Origin of the sequence: Aeromonas sp. S18(2024), from assembly GCF_041402525.1 — a bacterium.
Classification (GTDB): domain Bacteria; phylum Pseudomonadota; class Gammaproteobacteria; order Enterobacterales; family Aeromonadaceae; genus Aeromonas; species Aeromonas enteropelogenes.
This window is the reverse complement of sequence record NZ_JBGLQV010000005.1, coordinates 90,285-105,889: the sequence shown is the minus strand read 5'-3', so window position 1 is coordinate 105,889 and position 15,605 is coordinate 90,285. Positions and strand designations below refer to the sequence as shown.

Here is a 15,605-nt window from a genome sequence, read left to right as displayed (position 1 = left end):
GGCACAAACCCATCAACAAATCGGCCCTTGTGCGGAGCTCGACATATCCCGACGTTATTTCATCGGGTGGGGGAGTCGTCCGTTACTGATGAAGGGCTGCCATGGATATTGACCAACAAAAAGCCCGCGCGATGGCGGGCTTGGTGTCAGTCGTCGAAAGCCCTCAGGGGAGGGGCTCGACCAGCAGGATATGGGAGTCGTACCCCGTCACCCGAACCCTGCTGCCCGCCGGGAGTGGCTGGTTGCAGCGCACCGTCCAGACGGTGTCGTCCAGATGGACCCGGCTCGTGCCCTGATTGACATCATCCAGCAGGGTCAGTTCGCGCCCCAGATAGCTCTGCATCCGCTCGTTGATGGGGGCGGCGGCATCCTGGCCGGAGCGATCCCGCTGGTGCTGCCAGCGCCACCAGGCCCAGGTGGTGAGCAGGGATTGCACCGCGAACAGCAGCAGCTGAGCCTGCCAGCCGAAGGGCCACACCAGCAGCAGCAGGCCTACCTCCAGCGCGGCGATGCCGGTCCAGAGCAGAAAGCCCACCGACCCCAGCACTTCGATGGCCAGCAGCACGAAGCCGAGTCCCAGCCAGTGCCAGTAGGTCAGCCCCTCAAACAGGGCTGTCATGGTTTGCCGCCCTTGCCATCTTTGTTGAACAGCTCGGCCATGCCGGCCACCGAGCCTATCAGGCTGCCCGCCTCCAGCGGCATCATTACCACCTTGCTGTTGGGGCCTTCACCGATGCGGGCCAGCGCCTCGGTGTACTTCTGGGCCACGAAGTAGTTGATGGCCTGTAGATCCCCTTCGGCGATGGCTTTTGACACCATATGGGTCGCCTTGGCTTCTGCTTCTGCTGCCCGCTCCCGCGCCTCGGCGGCGAGGAAGGCGGCCTGACGCTCACCCTCGGCTTTAAGGATCTGGGACTGCTTCTCCCCCTCGGCTTTCAGAATTTTGGACTGGCGAACCCCTTCGGCTTCCAGTACTTCGGCCCGTTTCTGGCGCTCGGCCTTCATCTGGGCGTTCATGGCTTCTACCAGCGCCAGCGGCGGACGCACATCCTTGATCTCGATGCGGGTCACCTTGATCCCCCAGGGGGCGGTGGCGGCATCCATGGTGCGCAGCAACTTCTCGTTGATGGTGTCGCGCTGGGAGAGCATCTCGTCCAGCTCCATGGCGCCCAGCACGGTACGCATATTGGTCATGGTGAGGTTGCGGATGGCGCTGGTCAGATCGTTCACTTCATAGCCTGCCTTGCGGGCATCCACCACCTGTACGAAGCTGATGGCGTCGATGGTGACGTTGGCGTTGTCGCGGGAGATCACCTCCTGTGCCGGGATGTCCAGTACCTGCTCCATCATGATGATCTTGTGGCCGATGCGATCTATGTAGGGGATCAGCAGGTTGAGACCGGGGGTGAGGGTACGGGTATAGCGGCCGAAGCGCTCCACGGTCCAGTTGTAACCCTGCGGCACTATCTTGATCCCGGCGCTCAGGGTGGCGATCACCAGGAATATGAAAATTCCCAGCACAATCAATGATTCATTCATCATTTGACTCCGTTTCAATGTGTCTCGATAGACTATACCCCGCACGGTGAAAGCACCAGTCACCCGCGGCATGCCGGGCATTTCGCTACCCGCAATCTTCTTTTCTGCACCCTCTATTCAAGGGCATCGCGCTCCCCCTGATTTGCCATCCTGCGGCAAAGTATATTCCCAAAAGATATAAATGAACGTTCTTTATTATTTTATCGCGCTTAGCCATCCCGATAGAGTGCGCTCATCAGGTATGGAGAGATGCAAAATGGATTATTTGCCGATGTTTGCCAAATTGGACGGTCGCCCGGTATTGCTGGTGGGCGGGGGCGAGGTTGCCCTGCGCAAGGCGCGCCTGCTGCTGGCGGCCGGTGCCAGGCTGACCCTGGTCTCTCCCAAGCTTGAACCTGCATTCGACGAATTTGCCGGTCGCTTCACCCATCTGGCCGAGCGTTTCCGCCCGGCCCACCTGGCCGGCCAACTGCTGGCCGTGGCCGCTACCGACGACCTCGAGGTGAACGCCCTGGTCTATCAGAGCGCCAACCAGCTCGGTCTGTTCGTCAATGTGGTGGATGATCCCAAGCGCTCCAGCTTTATCTTCCCCTCCATCATCGATCGCAGCCCCATCATGGTGGCGGTCTCCAGCGGCGGCAAGGCGCCTGTGCTGGTGCGCCTGCTGCGCGAGCGGCTGGAGAGCCTGCTGCCGCGCCATCTCGGCGGTCTGGCCGAGCTCTCAGGCCGGGTGCGCGACAAGGCCAAGCGGGTGCTTTCATCGATTTCCGATCGTCGCCGCTTCTGGGAGCGCGCCTTTGCCTCCAACACCTTGGCCGGTCTGATTGAGAAAGAAGATTGGCAAGGGGCCGAGCAGTGGCTGAACCAGGGGCTCGACCATGCGAAAAGCGAAGTGGGCGAGGTGGTGCTGGTGGGGGCGGGCCCCGGCGATCCGGGCCTCCTGACCCTCAAGGCGCTGCAACAGATTCAGCAGGCCGAAGTGGTGCTCTATGACCAGCTGGTTTCCGCCGAGATCCTGGACCTGGTGCGCCGCGACGCCACCCTGGTATCGGTCGGCAAGAAGGCCGGCGCTCACAGCGTGCCGCAGGAGGAGACCAATCGCCTGCTGGTGGAATACGCCAGGGCGGGCAACCGGGTGGTGCGGCTCAAGGGGGGGGATCCCTTCATGTTCGGCCGTGGTGGCGAAGAGCTGGAAGTGCTGGCAGACGAAGGCATCCCCTTCTCCGTGGTGCCCGGCATCACGGCCGCCGCCGGTGCCACCGCCTATGCCGGCATTCCGCTCACCCACCGCGACCATGCCCAGAGCGCCGTTTTTATCACGGGCCACTGCCAGAAAGAGGGCAAGGAGCCCGACTGGCAGCAGCTCGCCGCCACCAGCCAGACTCTGGTGATCTACATGGGGCTGATGCGCTCCGAGCATATCCAGCAGCAGCTGGTGAGCCATGGCCGAAGCAGCACCACCCCCATCGCCATCATAGAGCGCGGCACCACGGCGCGGCAGCGGGTGCTGACCGGCACCTTGGCGGATCTGGCCGAGCTGGCCGCTCAGGCGGTGAGCCCCTCCCTTATCGTCATCGGCGAGGTGGTGGCCTTGCGCGAACGGCTGGCCTGGTTTGGCGAGGGATATGAACAGAACACGGGGCGCAGCGATCTCGATGGCTGCGATCTCAAGCTGGTAAAGCTGGCCTGAGCGCCGGCATAGAGAAGCGAATTGACGCTGCCGCCACTGCGGCCGTGAATTGAACCAACACCGCGCCCTGACCTGGCGTGTTAGCAATGACCCGAGGACCCGACATGGACCGTGAAAGACTGACCCACTTGCAGCAGCTGGAAGCCGAGAGCATTCACATCATCCGCGAGGTGGCTGCCGAATTCGAAAACCCGGTGATGATGTACTCCATCGGCAAGGACTCCTCCGTCATGCTGCACCTGGCGCGCAAGGCCTTCTATCCGGGCAATATCCCCTTCCCCTTGCTGCATGTCGACACCGACTGGAAGTTCAAGGAGATGATCAAGTTCCGCGACGAGACCGCCAAAAAGTACGGGCTGGATCTCATCGTCCACAAGAACCCGGACGGGCTCGCCATGGGCATCAATCCCTTCGTGCACGGCAGCGGCAAGCACACCGACATCATGAAGACCGAGGGGCTCAAGCAGGCGCTGAACAAATATGGCTTCGATGCCGCCTTCGGCGGTGCCCGCCGCGACGAGGAGAAGTCCCGTGCCAAGGAGCGGGTCTACTCCTTCCGTGACAAATCCCACCGCTGGGATCCGAAAAACCAGCGCCCCGAGCTGTGGCGCGTCTACAACAGCCAGGTCAACAAGGGGGAGAGCATCCGGGTCTTCCCCCTCTCCAACTGGACCGAGCTGGACATCTGGCAATACATCTATCTCGAGAACATCGACATAGTGCCGCTCTATTTCGCGGCTCACCGCCCTGTGGTGGAACGCAATGGCATCAAGATTATGGTGGACGACGAGCGCATGCCGCTGACCGCCGATGACGAGGTGAAGCAGGAGCTGGTGCGCTTCCGTACTCTCGGCTGCTACCCGCTGACCGGGGCCATCGAATCCAATGCCACCACCCTGCCGGAGATCATCGAAGAGATGCTGATTACCACCTCGAGCGAGCGGCAAGGGCGGCTCATCGACCACGATCAGGCCGGCTCCATGGAGCAGAAGAAGCGTCAGGGATATTTCTAAGGAATCGCAACATGAACAACCATATTCAGACTGCTATCAGCGAACAGGGCATTGAAGCCTACCTGCACGCCCAGCAACACAAGAGCCTGCTGCGCTTTCTCACCTGCGGCAGCGTGGACGACGGCAAGAGCACCCTCATCGGCCGCCTGCTGCACGACTCCCAGCAGATCTATGAAGATCAGCTCAAAGCGCTGGAGTCCGATAGCCAGAAGCTCGGCACCACCGGCGAGAAGCTGGATCTGGCGCTGCTGGTAGACGGCCTGCAGGCGGAGCGCGAGCAGGGCATCACCATCGACGTGGCCTACCGCTATTTTTCTACTGCCAAGCGCAAATTCATCATCTCGGACACCCCGGGCCACGAGCAGTACACCCGCAACATGGCCACCGGCGCCTCCACCTGCGATCTGGCCATCATCTTGATCGACGCCCGCAAGGGAGTGCTGGATCAGACCCGCCGCCACAGCTTTATCGCCAGCCTCCTTGGCATCAAGCAGTTCGTGGTGGCGGTCAACAAGATGGATCTGGTGGAGTTCAGCCAGGAGGTGTTCGAGCGCATCAGCGCCGAATATCGCGAATTTGCCAAGAAGCTCAGCGTCGACACCATCCATATCGTGCCGGTCTCGGCGCTGGACGGTGACAACGTGGTCAACCCAAGCGACAAGCTGGCCTGGTACGAAGGTGAAACCCTGCTTTCATTGCTAGAGTCTGCCGAGGTAGAGCGCGAGCTGGAGCGCCACCCGGTGCGCCTGCCGGTGCAGTACGTGAATCGCCCCAACCTCGATTTTCGCGGCTTCGCGGGGACCCTGGCCTCCGGCATTCTGCGGGTTGGCGATCGGCTGGCTGTGCTGCCGTCCGGCAAAGAGAGCACTGTAACCCGCATCGTCACCTTCGACGGGGATCTCGACTATGCGCTGCCGGGTCAGGCCATCACTGTGACCTTTGCCGACGAAATCGACATCAGCCGGGGCGATCTGCTGGTGGATGCCGCCAAGCGTCCGCAAGTGACCCAGAACGTGCTGGCCCACATCGTCTGGATGGGGGAGGAGTCCCTGCAACCGGGCCGGGTCTATGACGTCAAGCTGGCCACCAAGAAGAGCCGTGGTCAGGTGGAGGCCATTCGCCACCGTATCGAGATCAACAAGCTCGATGAGCTGGATGCGAGCGAACTGAAGCTCAACGAGATCGGCCTGTGCGAACTGAGCCTGACCGACCCGGTGGCGTTCGACCCGTACCAGGAGATCCGCGATACCGGCAGCTTTATCCTGATCGACCGTCTGACCAACGTTACCGTTGGCGCCGGCATGATAGTGGAAGGCTTGGCCGCGAAAGCAGTGAAAGGGCAATACAGCGAGTTCGAGATCGAACTCAACGCCCTGGTGCGCAAGCACTTCCCCCACTGGCAGGCACTGGCCATCGGCAACGACGGCAACAAGGAGTAAGGCCATGACCTGGCAACAATCTCTGGTGCTGGGTCTGCTGGCTGCCCTCGTCGTCCTGCTGATCCAGGGCAAACTCCGGCCGGCGCAGCTCTTCTCGGGCGCCGTGCTCATCACCTATCTGAGCGGGCTGGCGGACATCAACGCCGTGGTGGCGGGCTACACCAACAGCGCCCTGCTGACCCTGGTGTTGCTGCTGCTGGTCTCCTTGGCGGTGGAAAAGACCCGGGTCATGAGCTGGTTCGCCAACCTGGTGGGCACAGGCTCGTTCAACAAGGTGTTGGTGAAGGTGTGGTTCTCCACCGCCTTCCTGTCGGCCTTCGTCAACAACACCGCCGTGGTGGCCTCCATGCTGGGGGCGGTCAAGCGCAACCCCAATCATGCCCCTTCACGGCTGTTGCTGCCCATGTGCTTCGCGGCGACCTTTGGCGGCGTGCTGACCCTGATCGGCACCTCCACCAACCTGATCGTCAACAGCTTTCTGGTCAAGATGGGGGTTCCTCCACTCGGCATGTTCGACTTCTTTATGGTGGGGGCGGGGACCCTGCTGACCGGCCTTATCGCCGTGCTGCTGTTTGCCCGTCATCTGCCGGAGCAGGACACCGAGATGAGCCGGGAATCCGGCTATTTTCTCGAGGCCAAGGTGGGCCCCGGCTCCCCCATGGCCGGGCGCAGCGTCAAGGAGAACGGCCTGCGCAGCCTCAAAAGCCTCTATCTGGCGGAGATCATCCGTGGCGATCAGGTGATCTGCCCGGTGCAGCCGGAACACGAGCTGCATGAGGGGGATATGCTGCTGTTTTGCGGCGATGTGGAGAGCGTCGGCGTGTTGCAGGAGCTCAAGGGGCTGGATCTCTATGGCCAGCACCGGCTCAACGGCCAACATCTGGTGGAGGTGATCGTCAGCCACAGCTCGCGGCTGGTGGGGCAATCCATCAAGGATGCCGAGTTTCGCACCCACTTCGATGCGGTGGTGCTGGCGGTGCGCCGCGGCGAAACCCAGCTTACCGGTGGCCTCGGCCAGATTGAACTGCACGCCGGCGATACCCTGCTGCTGGCGCCGGGGCCCAAGTTCGCCGGCAACAAGTCTCTCTCCCGGGAGTTTCTGGTGGTGAGCGGGCTGGAAGCCTCGACCCGGCTCGATGCCAAACGCAGCGCCGCCGTGGTGCTGGGCTTCCTCGGGGTGCTGGCGCTGTCGGTGTTCGATCTGGTGCCGCTGTTCAAGGGGTTGCTGATGATGCTGGTAGTGCTGCTGTTTTCACGCATCCTGACCCTGGACGAGATCCGCCGCCGCTTTCCCCTGGATATCTGGCTGGTGGTGGGCGGGGCGCTCGCCATCGCCGATCAGCTGGAAAAGAGCGGCCTGGCCAAGCTAATTGCCGACTGGCTGATGGGGGAGTTCAACGGCGCCAGTCCCATCATCGCCTTTATCGGCATCTATGTGTTTACCCTGGTGCTGACCGAGCTGATGAGCAACAACGCCGCCGCCGCCCTGGCCTTCCCCATGGGTTATCAGCTGGCGCTCAGCATGGATGTCTCCACCATGCCGTTTATTCTGGCGGTGCTGTTCGGGGCGAGTTCCAGCTTTATCTTGCCCTACGGCTACCAGACCAATCTGATGGTGTACGCGGCGGGCAATTACCGGATGCCGGACTACCTCAAGCTGGCCCTGCCGGTCTCCCTGGCCTACAGCATCGGGGTGATCGTCATGGTGCCCCTGCTGTTTCCGTTTTAAGGCGGCGCAACTGGGGTCTTGGTGCCTTGCTGGGAATAGGAATACACGACGACCATGGCACTCGTCAGTGGCGAGTGGCCAGAGGCTGAGCTCCAGGGAGCCAGGCCGTTTCAGCATTGAGGCGCGAGCGCCAAGCAAGGAGTGTGAATGAGCAATATTGTGTGGCATCAGCATGCCGTGGGCAAAGAGCGTAGGGCCGAATTGAAAGGGCAAAAGCCGCTGGTGATCTGGTTCACCGGGCTCTCCGGGGCAGGCAAATCCACCCTGGCGGGGGCGCTGGAGCAGGCGCTGGCCGCAGAGGGCAAGCATACCTATCTGCTGGATGGGGACAATGTGCGCCACGGCTTGTGCGGCGATCTCGGCTTCGACGATGCCGCCCGCCAGGAGAATATCCGCCGGGTCGGCGAAGTGGCAAAACTGATGGTGGATGCGGGCCTGATCGTGCTCACCGCCTTTATCTCGCCGTTCCGTGCCGAGCGTGCGCTGGTGCGCAACCTCTTGGGGCCAGACGAGTTTGTCGAGGTCTTTGTCGATGCACCCCTTAGCGTGTGTGAAGAGCGAGACCCCAAGGGGCTCTATAAAAAGGCGCGAGCGGGGGAGATCCGTAATTTCACCGGTATCGACTCCGCCTACGAGGCGCCCGAACAGCCGGAAATCCATCTGCTTAATGCCGGTAAACCGGTGGAGGTACTGGTGGATGAGTTGATTACTGCTCTAAGGCAGCGAGGGTTGATCGACTGAGGTTGATTGTCTGGACGGATTATTGATAAACAAGGGGCGTTCGCCCCCTTGTTTATTGCTTTCCTGCCAATGATTTCCCTTTTTTGTCATCACCATTAATCTGAAGAGAGTTATTGATAATATAGATGATAATAAGCTTCCTCAATATACAGTGAACCTGATACTTAACAATCTGTCGAAATAAGGACAGATGCCGAACTTTCTGTCTCAAAGAAGAAAGACTCAGTTATTAAGGTAGCTATTTGCTTAACATGGATGGTGTTCCAATCCTGTCTTATAGTGTTTCAATAATCATATCTTGGTATGATTTTATTATGGGGAAGCAATTTGTTGCTATGAATGATTTTTTTAAGTCATCAATATGGATGTTATTAATGTCTAAACCTCTATATACGATAGGTGATGCATTGCTGTTCTTATTTTTTTCAGCAAGAAGCATATTTAATTTTACCATGCGAGCAAGCTCTTCTTGATAAAGAAAAAAATGACGCAAATGAGTGTTTGTTATTGTTGTGTGATTTTTACTGTTTGTGGTTAGAATCTCATCGATTAGTCGATTCAATCTAGAGCGAGAGTCAATGGCATCATCAATAATATCTAGCCAGTTATTATCTATAGTGGACAGTAAATTTAAAAAATACAATGTCCTGCTTTTATTATAATTTATGAATCCAGGCCACATTACGTCTTCCTTTGATATGTCAATAGCTTTGTCAAACTGTTTGCATGCAGATGTTAAATACATAGTAATCTCTTCTCGAATGGGGGGGGAGAGAGAAGCAAGTTTTGTATTTATAAGATTAAGTCCCTTAATTGATAGCATATCTGTAGATTCTATTTTTAGAGACTCACGCAGTAAATGCATACCTTTTTTGTTGTAATACAAGCCAAGATAATTGTGATAGATAGTTTTAGTAACAGGGTTACGAAGTATCGGTCCTCGAACATGAAGAAGATCAGCATGAATATTGAAATTTCCATCTGAAACAAAACGTTGATAAGCTACAACAGCTTTAAATAGTTTGATGGACTCGGTAATTTGAATGGAATTCCCTTTACTGATTGAGTATAGAATTTTACGTCGCTTATCTATATTGTTTAGTATGCTCTCCATGCGTTCTTTATAGCGCTTTCTATCAGTATCAGATGCGTTAAAAACAGCAGGAAAGATTACAATTAGATCGATTATATACTGCAATGTATCAGCAAAATGCACTGCGGTATGAGATTCTTTTTTTAACTTGTATTCTATTGATTCAAAGATTTTATTGTCAAGGTCCTTTTCATTTTGAGATTTAAAATGACTAATTAACTCAGGTAGTGAGGTGACATAGTTTTCGTTGTCAAGAATGTTGCCATCCATTTTGCTTATATTATTAACACTGTCAATTGATGTGTATGTGCGGACAGCAATAAATAAAGCCAATAATGCAATGCAAAACCCTACTATTGATATTGTGAAATTAAGTAGATCTTTTCCTTCGTTTAGATAATGTATCCATACTGCAAGACAAGAGGAAAGTAGAACAAGTACAGAAATCGTTACGTAAAAAATGTTTGCTCTTTTCATTTAATTCTCTAATGCGCCTAATTTTTAGTATGAAGGATTGTTAATCTATTCCAAATAAACATTTGGATTATGTTTTTTGTGGCAATTAAAAGTGGTGGCCATCCTTAATTTATCCATCAACACTATAGTTCAAAGAGACTGGATAGGATATATGTTGATATGTCTTTCTTGACGTGTTTGTAGACAATAAATCAGTCACCATATTGAGTGATATTTGGTATGTCGCCACTTGCTTACCTGATTTATCAGACAAAGCTACCGCCCCTGAATTTCAGCCTCCAGTCTGCTGCTTGTGACCCGTGGTGTGGCTCTGGTCTGGGACATAGGTGACTCCGATAAGACGGTTGCCAAGCGACTATGTTACCGAACGGGGCTATGGGAGAAAGCGGGAAACACTCGCTTTCTGAGCAAGATCAATAAATTAATCAATAGCGGGTGGGGCTGGGGCATCTCAACAACGAGCGCGCACCAGAGAGGGAGGTAAAGTCGGGAGGTGAAATCGGGAGCATCGCCAATCAGTTTGTCAGTTGTTTGCTGGCAATAAGAAAACCCTATGGGCCTGCGGGCCCATAGGGTTTTTCTGCGGCGATTGCTCGTGAGGGCTATCTGGCTTGGCGTACCGGCACTGCGTCTGCAAGCGGCATTTCGTGGCGACGTTGGGTGGCCGGGGGGGCTTTCTGGAACTGGCGAACCAGCCGGTCGAGATCGTTTAACTGGCTCACCAGCCGGGTAATGCCGTGCACGGCGTGCTGGCTGCCGACGCTGGAGTCATCGGCCAGGGTCTTGATGCTGAGCACATTGCGGTTGATCTCTTCCGTGACGTGAAATTGCTCCTGCACCGCCTGGGCGATCTGGCCGCTGCCGGAGGAGACCTGCTGCAGCATGCTGTTGATCTGCTGCAGTATGGTACCTGTGGCCGAGGCTTTCTGCTGACAGCTCTCCGACAATTGGCAACCTTTCTCCATCGCATGCTCGGCATTGGCGGCACTGGTTTGCAGCTCGGTGATCATCTTCTGGATTTCACTGGTGGAGGATTGGGTCTTGATGGCCAGTGCGCGGATCTCGTCGGCGACGACCGAGAACCCCCGGCCTGCCTCGCCGGCCCGTGCGGCCTCAATGGCGGCATTGAGAGCCAGCAGGTTGGTCTGGTTGGCGATGTTGTTGATCACGTCGAGAATGCCGTCGATATCCCGGCAGTGGCCGACCAGAGCATTGATCACGCTCTTGGAGGTCATCAGTTCACTGTTCATACCGGCCACGGCAGTCACCGTTTCGGTCACGCTGCGATTGCCGTCCTTGAACAGATCGGCAGTCTCGTCCAGCAGACTGGAGGATTCGCTGGAGCTGTGAGAGACCTCGCGGATTGACTCCGACATCTCGTTGACGGCGGTGGCCACCAGATTGGTCTCACCTTGCTGTTGCTGCAGGTTGTTGGTGATGGACTCAGCGTTGCGCAGATCGCCCTCGGCAGCCTGCAGAATGATGCTGCAGGTCTGTTCGGTACGCGCCAGTACGGCATTGAACCCGGCCTGATTCATTATCATGGAAAGTTCGATGGCGGCGACGTTGTCCACCTTGTTGGTGTAGAGCAGCTGCATCAGAGGATTGTCGAAGCGGCTGCGGGCCATTTTGTTGAGCTTGCCCAGGCGACGGGAGAGACAATTGATAACGATGGCGGCCAGTGCCAGCGGGAGAGCTGCCAGTGCCAGATGCCAGCTCATCTCGCGGTTATATTCCAGACTCAGCATGGCAATCAGGCTCACCAGCAGGCAGAGGTTGATGGTCAGGGTGTGGGAGAAGGTCGGCAGCTTGAGGGCCAGCGGCAGCTTGTCATTGCGCAGGTCGGCATAGATACGTTCGGCTCGCTGCTTGAGCTCTTCGCTTGGCGCGGTGCGTACCGACTGATATTCGACCACCCGGCCACTGGCATCCTTGATGGGGGTGACGAAGGCGCTGACCCAGTAGTGATCGCCATTCTTGCAGCGGTTTTTTACCGGTCCCATCCAGCATTTGCCTTCTTTGATGTGGCGCCAAAGATCGGCGAAGGCCTGTTTGGGCATATCGGGGTGGCGAACCATATTGTGATGCTGCCCAATCAGTTCGTCCGGCGTGAAGCCCGCAATATCGCAGAACTCCTCATTGGCATAGGTGATGCGGCTTTCCAGATCCGTGGTGGAGATGAGGTTCTGGTGATCCGGGTAGAGGCGTTCGCGTTGGGTAATCGGTTGATTGACTCGCATGGCTTGGCTCCCGAGCAGTAGTGGTTGAATTTTGATCTACATCAAGACTCATTGCCATGCAGGTGCCACCAAAAAATGCAATTGATTTGTATCTTATTGACGGACTAATTCCATACGAGGCTCTCGTATTTATCATCCGCAAGGGAGCCGGAAAATGTACCCCGGGGTCTATTGCATTTCTGAGCCATGTCGGCCCGGTCGGGAGCCGCAAGTGGCAGGGCGTGTGCAGCCCCGCCAGAGGATCAGGGGTGGGTATCGGGTTCGGCAGAGGGGGAGTCATTGACGAGTGGCTGAACTTCGATCTGCATCCCCTGCGCCAGCACAGTTTTGAGGTCCTGCAGGTACTCTTCCAGCGGCAGCTCTTGCAGCAGTTGCGCCAGCTCGTTGCCGACCGGGGTCAGGCGGTAGTAGAGCAGGGTGAGGTTGGCCTGTTTGTGGTGCAGGTGCCAGCGCTGGTTGCCAAACTCCAGCTCCACCCCGTCGGCGGGCAGGGGGCCGGATTCCAGTTCGCCGCGATGCAGCAGGCCGAGTTCGAACAGCTGTAGCAGGGCGTTGTAGGGTAGCCGGTATTTGCCAAGGCCGAGGCGGGTCACCTTGGCGCGGCTGAGCAGGCTGCCCCCCTTGTGCAGCCCCAGCAGCAGGCGCTGCTCGTCGCTGCCCAGATAGTGGCAGGAGAGGGAGCAGAGTCGCTGGAACAGCTGGGCCTCGCGCTGGGTCATCTCTTTCAGGGTGGTCAGGGCGCGGATGGAGAAGCGCCCCGGTGTGGCGACCTCGATGGCGAAGATGCGGCCCCACAGCTGCTGCATGGGCACCATGCTGATGTCTTCCGCCAGTTGCAGGAAGCGGGTCAGCCAGTCGCTGTCCATCTCGCCGCCGGCGGCGGTTTCTGCGCAGTGGCGGGAGGCCATCACCATGATGGCTTCCAGATTACGCTGGCGGGCGGCCTGATCCGCCAGCTGGCGAAAGGTGGCACGCTGCTCGAAGGTGCTGTCGGTGTTGCGGGTGAGCATACCGTCGATGCCACGGCTGCGGGCCAGGCGCAGGGTCTGCTCCTGGCTGCTCAGGATGGAACTCTCTTTCTTGGGTGGGGGCAGATCGGCCATGCTGACTCCATTAGCACAGGTTCAGGGGGGAATGTTACTCCAAGCCGGGGAGCAAGATAACAAAGCGGCCTCCACAGAGGCCGCTTTTTTTGAGATCTGACTCTTACTCTTCGTAAACGCTCACCTCGACCGCATCCATCGAGTAGGAGGCGGTGGCCATCTCGTGGCTGGAGCTGACGGTGTGCATCTTGCCCTTCACCCAGATGGCGTCCCACAGGTCATCCACCGGTGCCCCCTTGGGGTAGCTCACATAGATCACCTGGTTGGTAGGGGGCGGCGGCACATGGATGCAGGCGCCGAAGTAGGGCACCAGCAGGAAGGCGGTGATGGTTTTGGCATCCCCCTCCAGCGGCACCACGAAGCCCGGAATGCGCACATCTTGGCTGTTCAGTTTCTTGTTCACGCCCCCGACCGGTTGTGGTACCGACATGGGATCTTCGTGATTGACCTGGGGCGGTGGCAGCAGTTTCTCCCCTTCCGGGATCAGCACATCCCAGTCGATGGTCTTGTAGTCGGCGGCCAGGGCCGGCAGCACCAGCAGGCTGGCCAGCAGCGCCGCGATTTTCCACTTCATCGTGTGTCCTTCTCTTGTTGTTCACGGCGTCATTGCTAGACGCGGATGCTCATGCCATCGCTCAGGCTGTAGCGGTAGGCGCGGGCGGCGGGCAACAGGCCTATCACCATGCCGGCCAGCCACACCAGCCCCAGCAGTTGCCACTCGTAGGCGCTCGGCAGCCCCAAGCTCAATTGCAGGCCATAGTGACCGAGCAGCCAGGGGGTGGCAAGGGCCTGTCCGGCATAGAGGGTGGCGACCCCGAGAGCGATGCCCGCTGTGGTGAGGGCCATCGCCTCCAGCGTCAGCAGCAGGAACAGGTGGGCCGGTCCGGCGCCGAGGGATCTTAGAATGGCGAGCTCCCGGCGCCGCTCGTTGAGTCCGGCCAGCAAGGTGGTCAGCATGCCGATAAGGCCCGCCACCACCACGAAACCGGCGATCACCGAGAGCGCCGTTTCAGCCACGCTCATCAGGCTCCACAGCTCCTGCAGGGCGGCGCCCGGCAGGATCGCCATCAGCGGCTCACCCCGGTATGTGTTGACGCTGCGCTGCAGCTGGAACGCCAGTATCCGGTTGCTGAGGCCCACCATGAAGGCAGTGATGGTCTTGGGGGTCAGATCCTGGGCCAGCGCCTGCTCGGTGGTCACATTTTTGCTGTGACGGCCAGTGTCCCAGCCAAGGTGGATCGCCTCGATGCCGGCCAGCGGCACGTGGATGGTGCGATCGATGGGAGTGCCGGTCGGTGCCAGAATGCCCACCACCTTGAACGGCAGGTTGTCGTGCTGGCTGAACGAGGTATTGCCGGCGCCGTGGGCGATGACGATGGACTGCCCCAGGTGATAACCGAGCTTCTCGGCGACCTGGGCGCCGAGTACGGCTTCGAACGGTGTGTCGAACGGGCGTCCCTCCTTCATCTGCAGCGACTGCTGTCGGCCGTATTTGAGGTGGGTGAAGTAGTCGCCATTGGTGCCGAGCACCCGAAAACCCTTGTGGGAGTCACCGAGGGAGAGGGGAATGGTCCAGGCGATGCCGGGTCTGGTCTTGATGGCCTGATAGGCATCCCAGCCTACGTTGTTGGTGGGATTGCCGATGCGAAACACAGAATAGAGCAGCAGATTCACCTGGCCGGAGCGGGCACCGACAATGAGATCGGTCCCCGAGACCGTATTGGCGAAGCTCTCGCGCGCCTGGTTGCGCACCCGCTCCACCCCGAGCAGCAGGGTGACGCTGATGGCGACCGCCAGCAGGGTGAGGCCGGCGGTGAGGCGGCGGGCCCAGAGACTTTGCAGGGCGAGTTTCAGCATGTGGCCCTCCTGTTCAGCTGTTGCAGGTTTTCCGCTCGGGGGAAGAGGGGCTCCAGATAGGGGTCATGACTGACGAAAATGAGGGTCGAGCCCTGTTTGTCGCACTCCTCGAACAGGAGCTTGATAAAGGCGGCCCGGTTGTCGGTGTCGAGGGCCGAGGTGGGCTCATCGGCGATCACCAGCGGTGGTGAGCCAATCAGCGCCCGAGCGGCAGCCACCCGCTGCTGCTGGCCGATACTGAGGGCATGGACGGGCCTGTGCAGCGCCTCTTCGGGCAGCTGCAGTTCCGTCAACAGGCGCCGGACCTCGGCGTCAGCACTGCCGTGCAGGCGCGCCCGCTTCTCGGGGGAGAAGGTGAGAGCAGCGGTGACGTTGTCGAGAACGGATAAAAACGGCAGCAGGTTGAACTGCTGGAAGATGTAACCCAGATTGGCCGCCCGGAACCGGTCACGGGCACGGCCGGAGAGCCGGGCCAGCGGTTGGCCCAGCACCTCCAGGGTGCCGTGGTTGGCGGTCTGGATCCCGGCGAGCAACCCGAGCAGGGTCGACTTGCCGGAGCCCGAGGGGCCCTTGATAAACACTCGCTCACCCTCTGTGATGGTGAGGGCGGGCAGATCGAGTACAGCCTCATGACCCGGCCAGGCAAAGGCCAGATCGCGGATCTCAACCACGGCGTTTTTCATG

Annotated in this window: 13 protein-coding genes; 5 read left to right on the top strand and 8 right to left on the bottom strand. The window is 58.4% G+C overall.

All coding sequences use genetic code 11. From position 1 onward, the window contains the following. Positions 1-163: 163 nt before the first annotated feature. Entirely contained in the window at positions 164-619 is a 456-nt protein-coding gene (locus ACB034_RS10425) for an NfeD family protein (RefSeq protein WP_342013217.1), read from the bottom strand. Continuing rightward, complete coding sequence (locus ACB034_RS10420; RefSeq protein ID WP_042071176.1) at positions 616-1,539, bottom strand: SPFH domain-containing protein; 924 nt, start codon at positions 1,537-1,539, stop codon at positions 616-618. The genes ACB034_RS10425 and ACB034_RS10420 overlap by 4 nt, the downstream gene beginning before the upstream one ends. 256 nt (positions 1,540-1,795) lie before the next feature. Here ACB034_RS10420 and cysG point away from each other — a divergent pair, with 256 nt between their 5' ends. From cysG to cysC, 5 genes are all read left to right on the top strand, one after another. After that, positions 1,796-3,229: a siroheme synthase CysG gene (cysG, locus tag ACB034_RS10415; protein ID WP_371172785.1), complete on the top strand. Its 1,434-nt coding sequence runs from the start codon at positions 1,796-1,798 to the stop codon at positions 3,227-3,229. A 104-nt stretch (positions 3,230-3,333) separates the two neighbouring features. Next, positions 3,334-4,242 carry a sulfate adenylyltransferase subunit CysD gene (gene cysD / locus ACB034_RS10410; protein WP_371172784.1) on the top strand — a complete coding sequence of 303 codons (909 nt, stop codon included), beginning with the start codon at positions 3,334-3,336 and terminating at the stop codon, positions 4,240-4,242. Between the two features lie 11 nt (positions 4,243-4,253). Further along, on the top strand, positions 4,254-5,681 hold the full coding sequence (cysN, locus tag ACB034_RS10405) for a sulfate adenylyltransferase subunit CysN (RefSeq protein ID WP_371172783.1): 1,428 nt from the start codon (positions 4,254-4,256) through the stop codon (positions 5,679-5,681). Positions 5,682-5,685: 4 nt separating this feature from the next. Continuing rightward, the gene (locus ACB034_RS10400) at positions 5,686-7,410 is read left to right on the top strand and encodes an SLC13 family permease (RefSeq protein WP_371172782.1); all 1,725 of its coding nucleotides are present in this window, start codon (positions 5,686-5,688) and stop codon (positions 7,408-7,410) included. Positions 7,411-7,557: 147 nt separating this feature from the next. Next, positions 7,558-8,151, top strand: a complete 594-nt coding sequence (cysC, locus tag ACB034_RS10395) for an adenylyl-sulfate kinase (protein ID WP_371172781.1) — start codon at positions 7,558-7,560, stop codon at positions 8,149-8,151. Positions 8,152-8,425: 274 nt separating this feature from the next. Here cysC and ACB034_RS10390 read toward each other — a convergent pair whose 3' ends face one another. The 6 genes from ACB034_RS10390 to ACB034_RS10365 all read right to left on the bottom strand — a co-directional run bounded on the left by ACB034_RS10390 (position 8,426) and on the right by ACB034_RS10365 (position 15,604). Further along, positions 8,426-9,721: a hypothetical protein gene (locus tag ACB034_RS10390; RefSeq protein ID WP_371172780.1), complete on the bottom strand. Its 1,296-nt coding sequence runs from the start codon at positions 9,719-9,721 to the stop codon at positions 8,426-8,428. Between the two features lie 602 nt (positions 9,722-10,323). Next, positions 10,324-11,961 carry a PAS domain-containing methyl-accepting chemotaxis protein gene (locus tag ACB034_RS10385; protein WP_371172779.1) on the bottom strand — a complete coding sequence of 546 codons (1,638 nt, stop codon included), beginning with the start codon at positions 11,959-11,961 and terminating at the stop codon, positions 10,324-10,326. A 242-nt stretch (positions 11,962-12,203) separates the two neighbouring features. Next, entirely contained in the window at positions 12,204-13,064 is an 861-nt protein-coding gene (locus tag ACB034_RS10380) for a TIGR03899 family protein (RefSeq protein ID WP_225634077.1), read from the bottom strand. Positions 13,065-13,167: 103 nt separating this feature from the next. After that, a complete protein-coding gene (locus ACB034_RS10375) occupies positions 13,168-13,638 on the bottom strand; it encodes a DUF3299 domain-containing protein (protein WP_371172778.1) in 471 nt (156 codons plus the stop codon). A 35-nt stretch (positions 13,639-13,673) separates the two neighbouring features. Beyond that, complete coding sequence (locus ACB034_RS10370; protein ID WP_371172777.1) at positions 13,674-14,921, bottom strand: ABC transporter permease; 1,248 nt, start codon at positions 14,919-14,921, stop codon at positions 13,674-13,676. Continuing rightward, on the bottom strand, positions 14,915-15,604 hold the full coding sequence (locus ACB034_RS10365; RefSeq protein WP_216993730.1) for an ABC transporter ATP-binding protein: 690 nt from the start codon (positions 15,602-15,604) through the stop codon (positions 14,915-14,917). Before ACB034_RS10365 ends, ACB034_RS10370 begins: the two co-directional genes overlap by 7 nt. Position 15,605 lies beyond the last annotated feature (1 nt).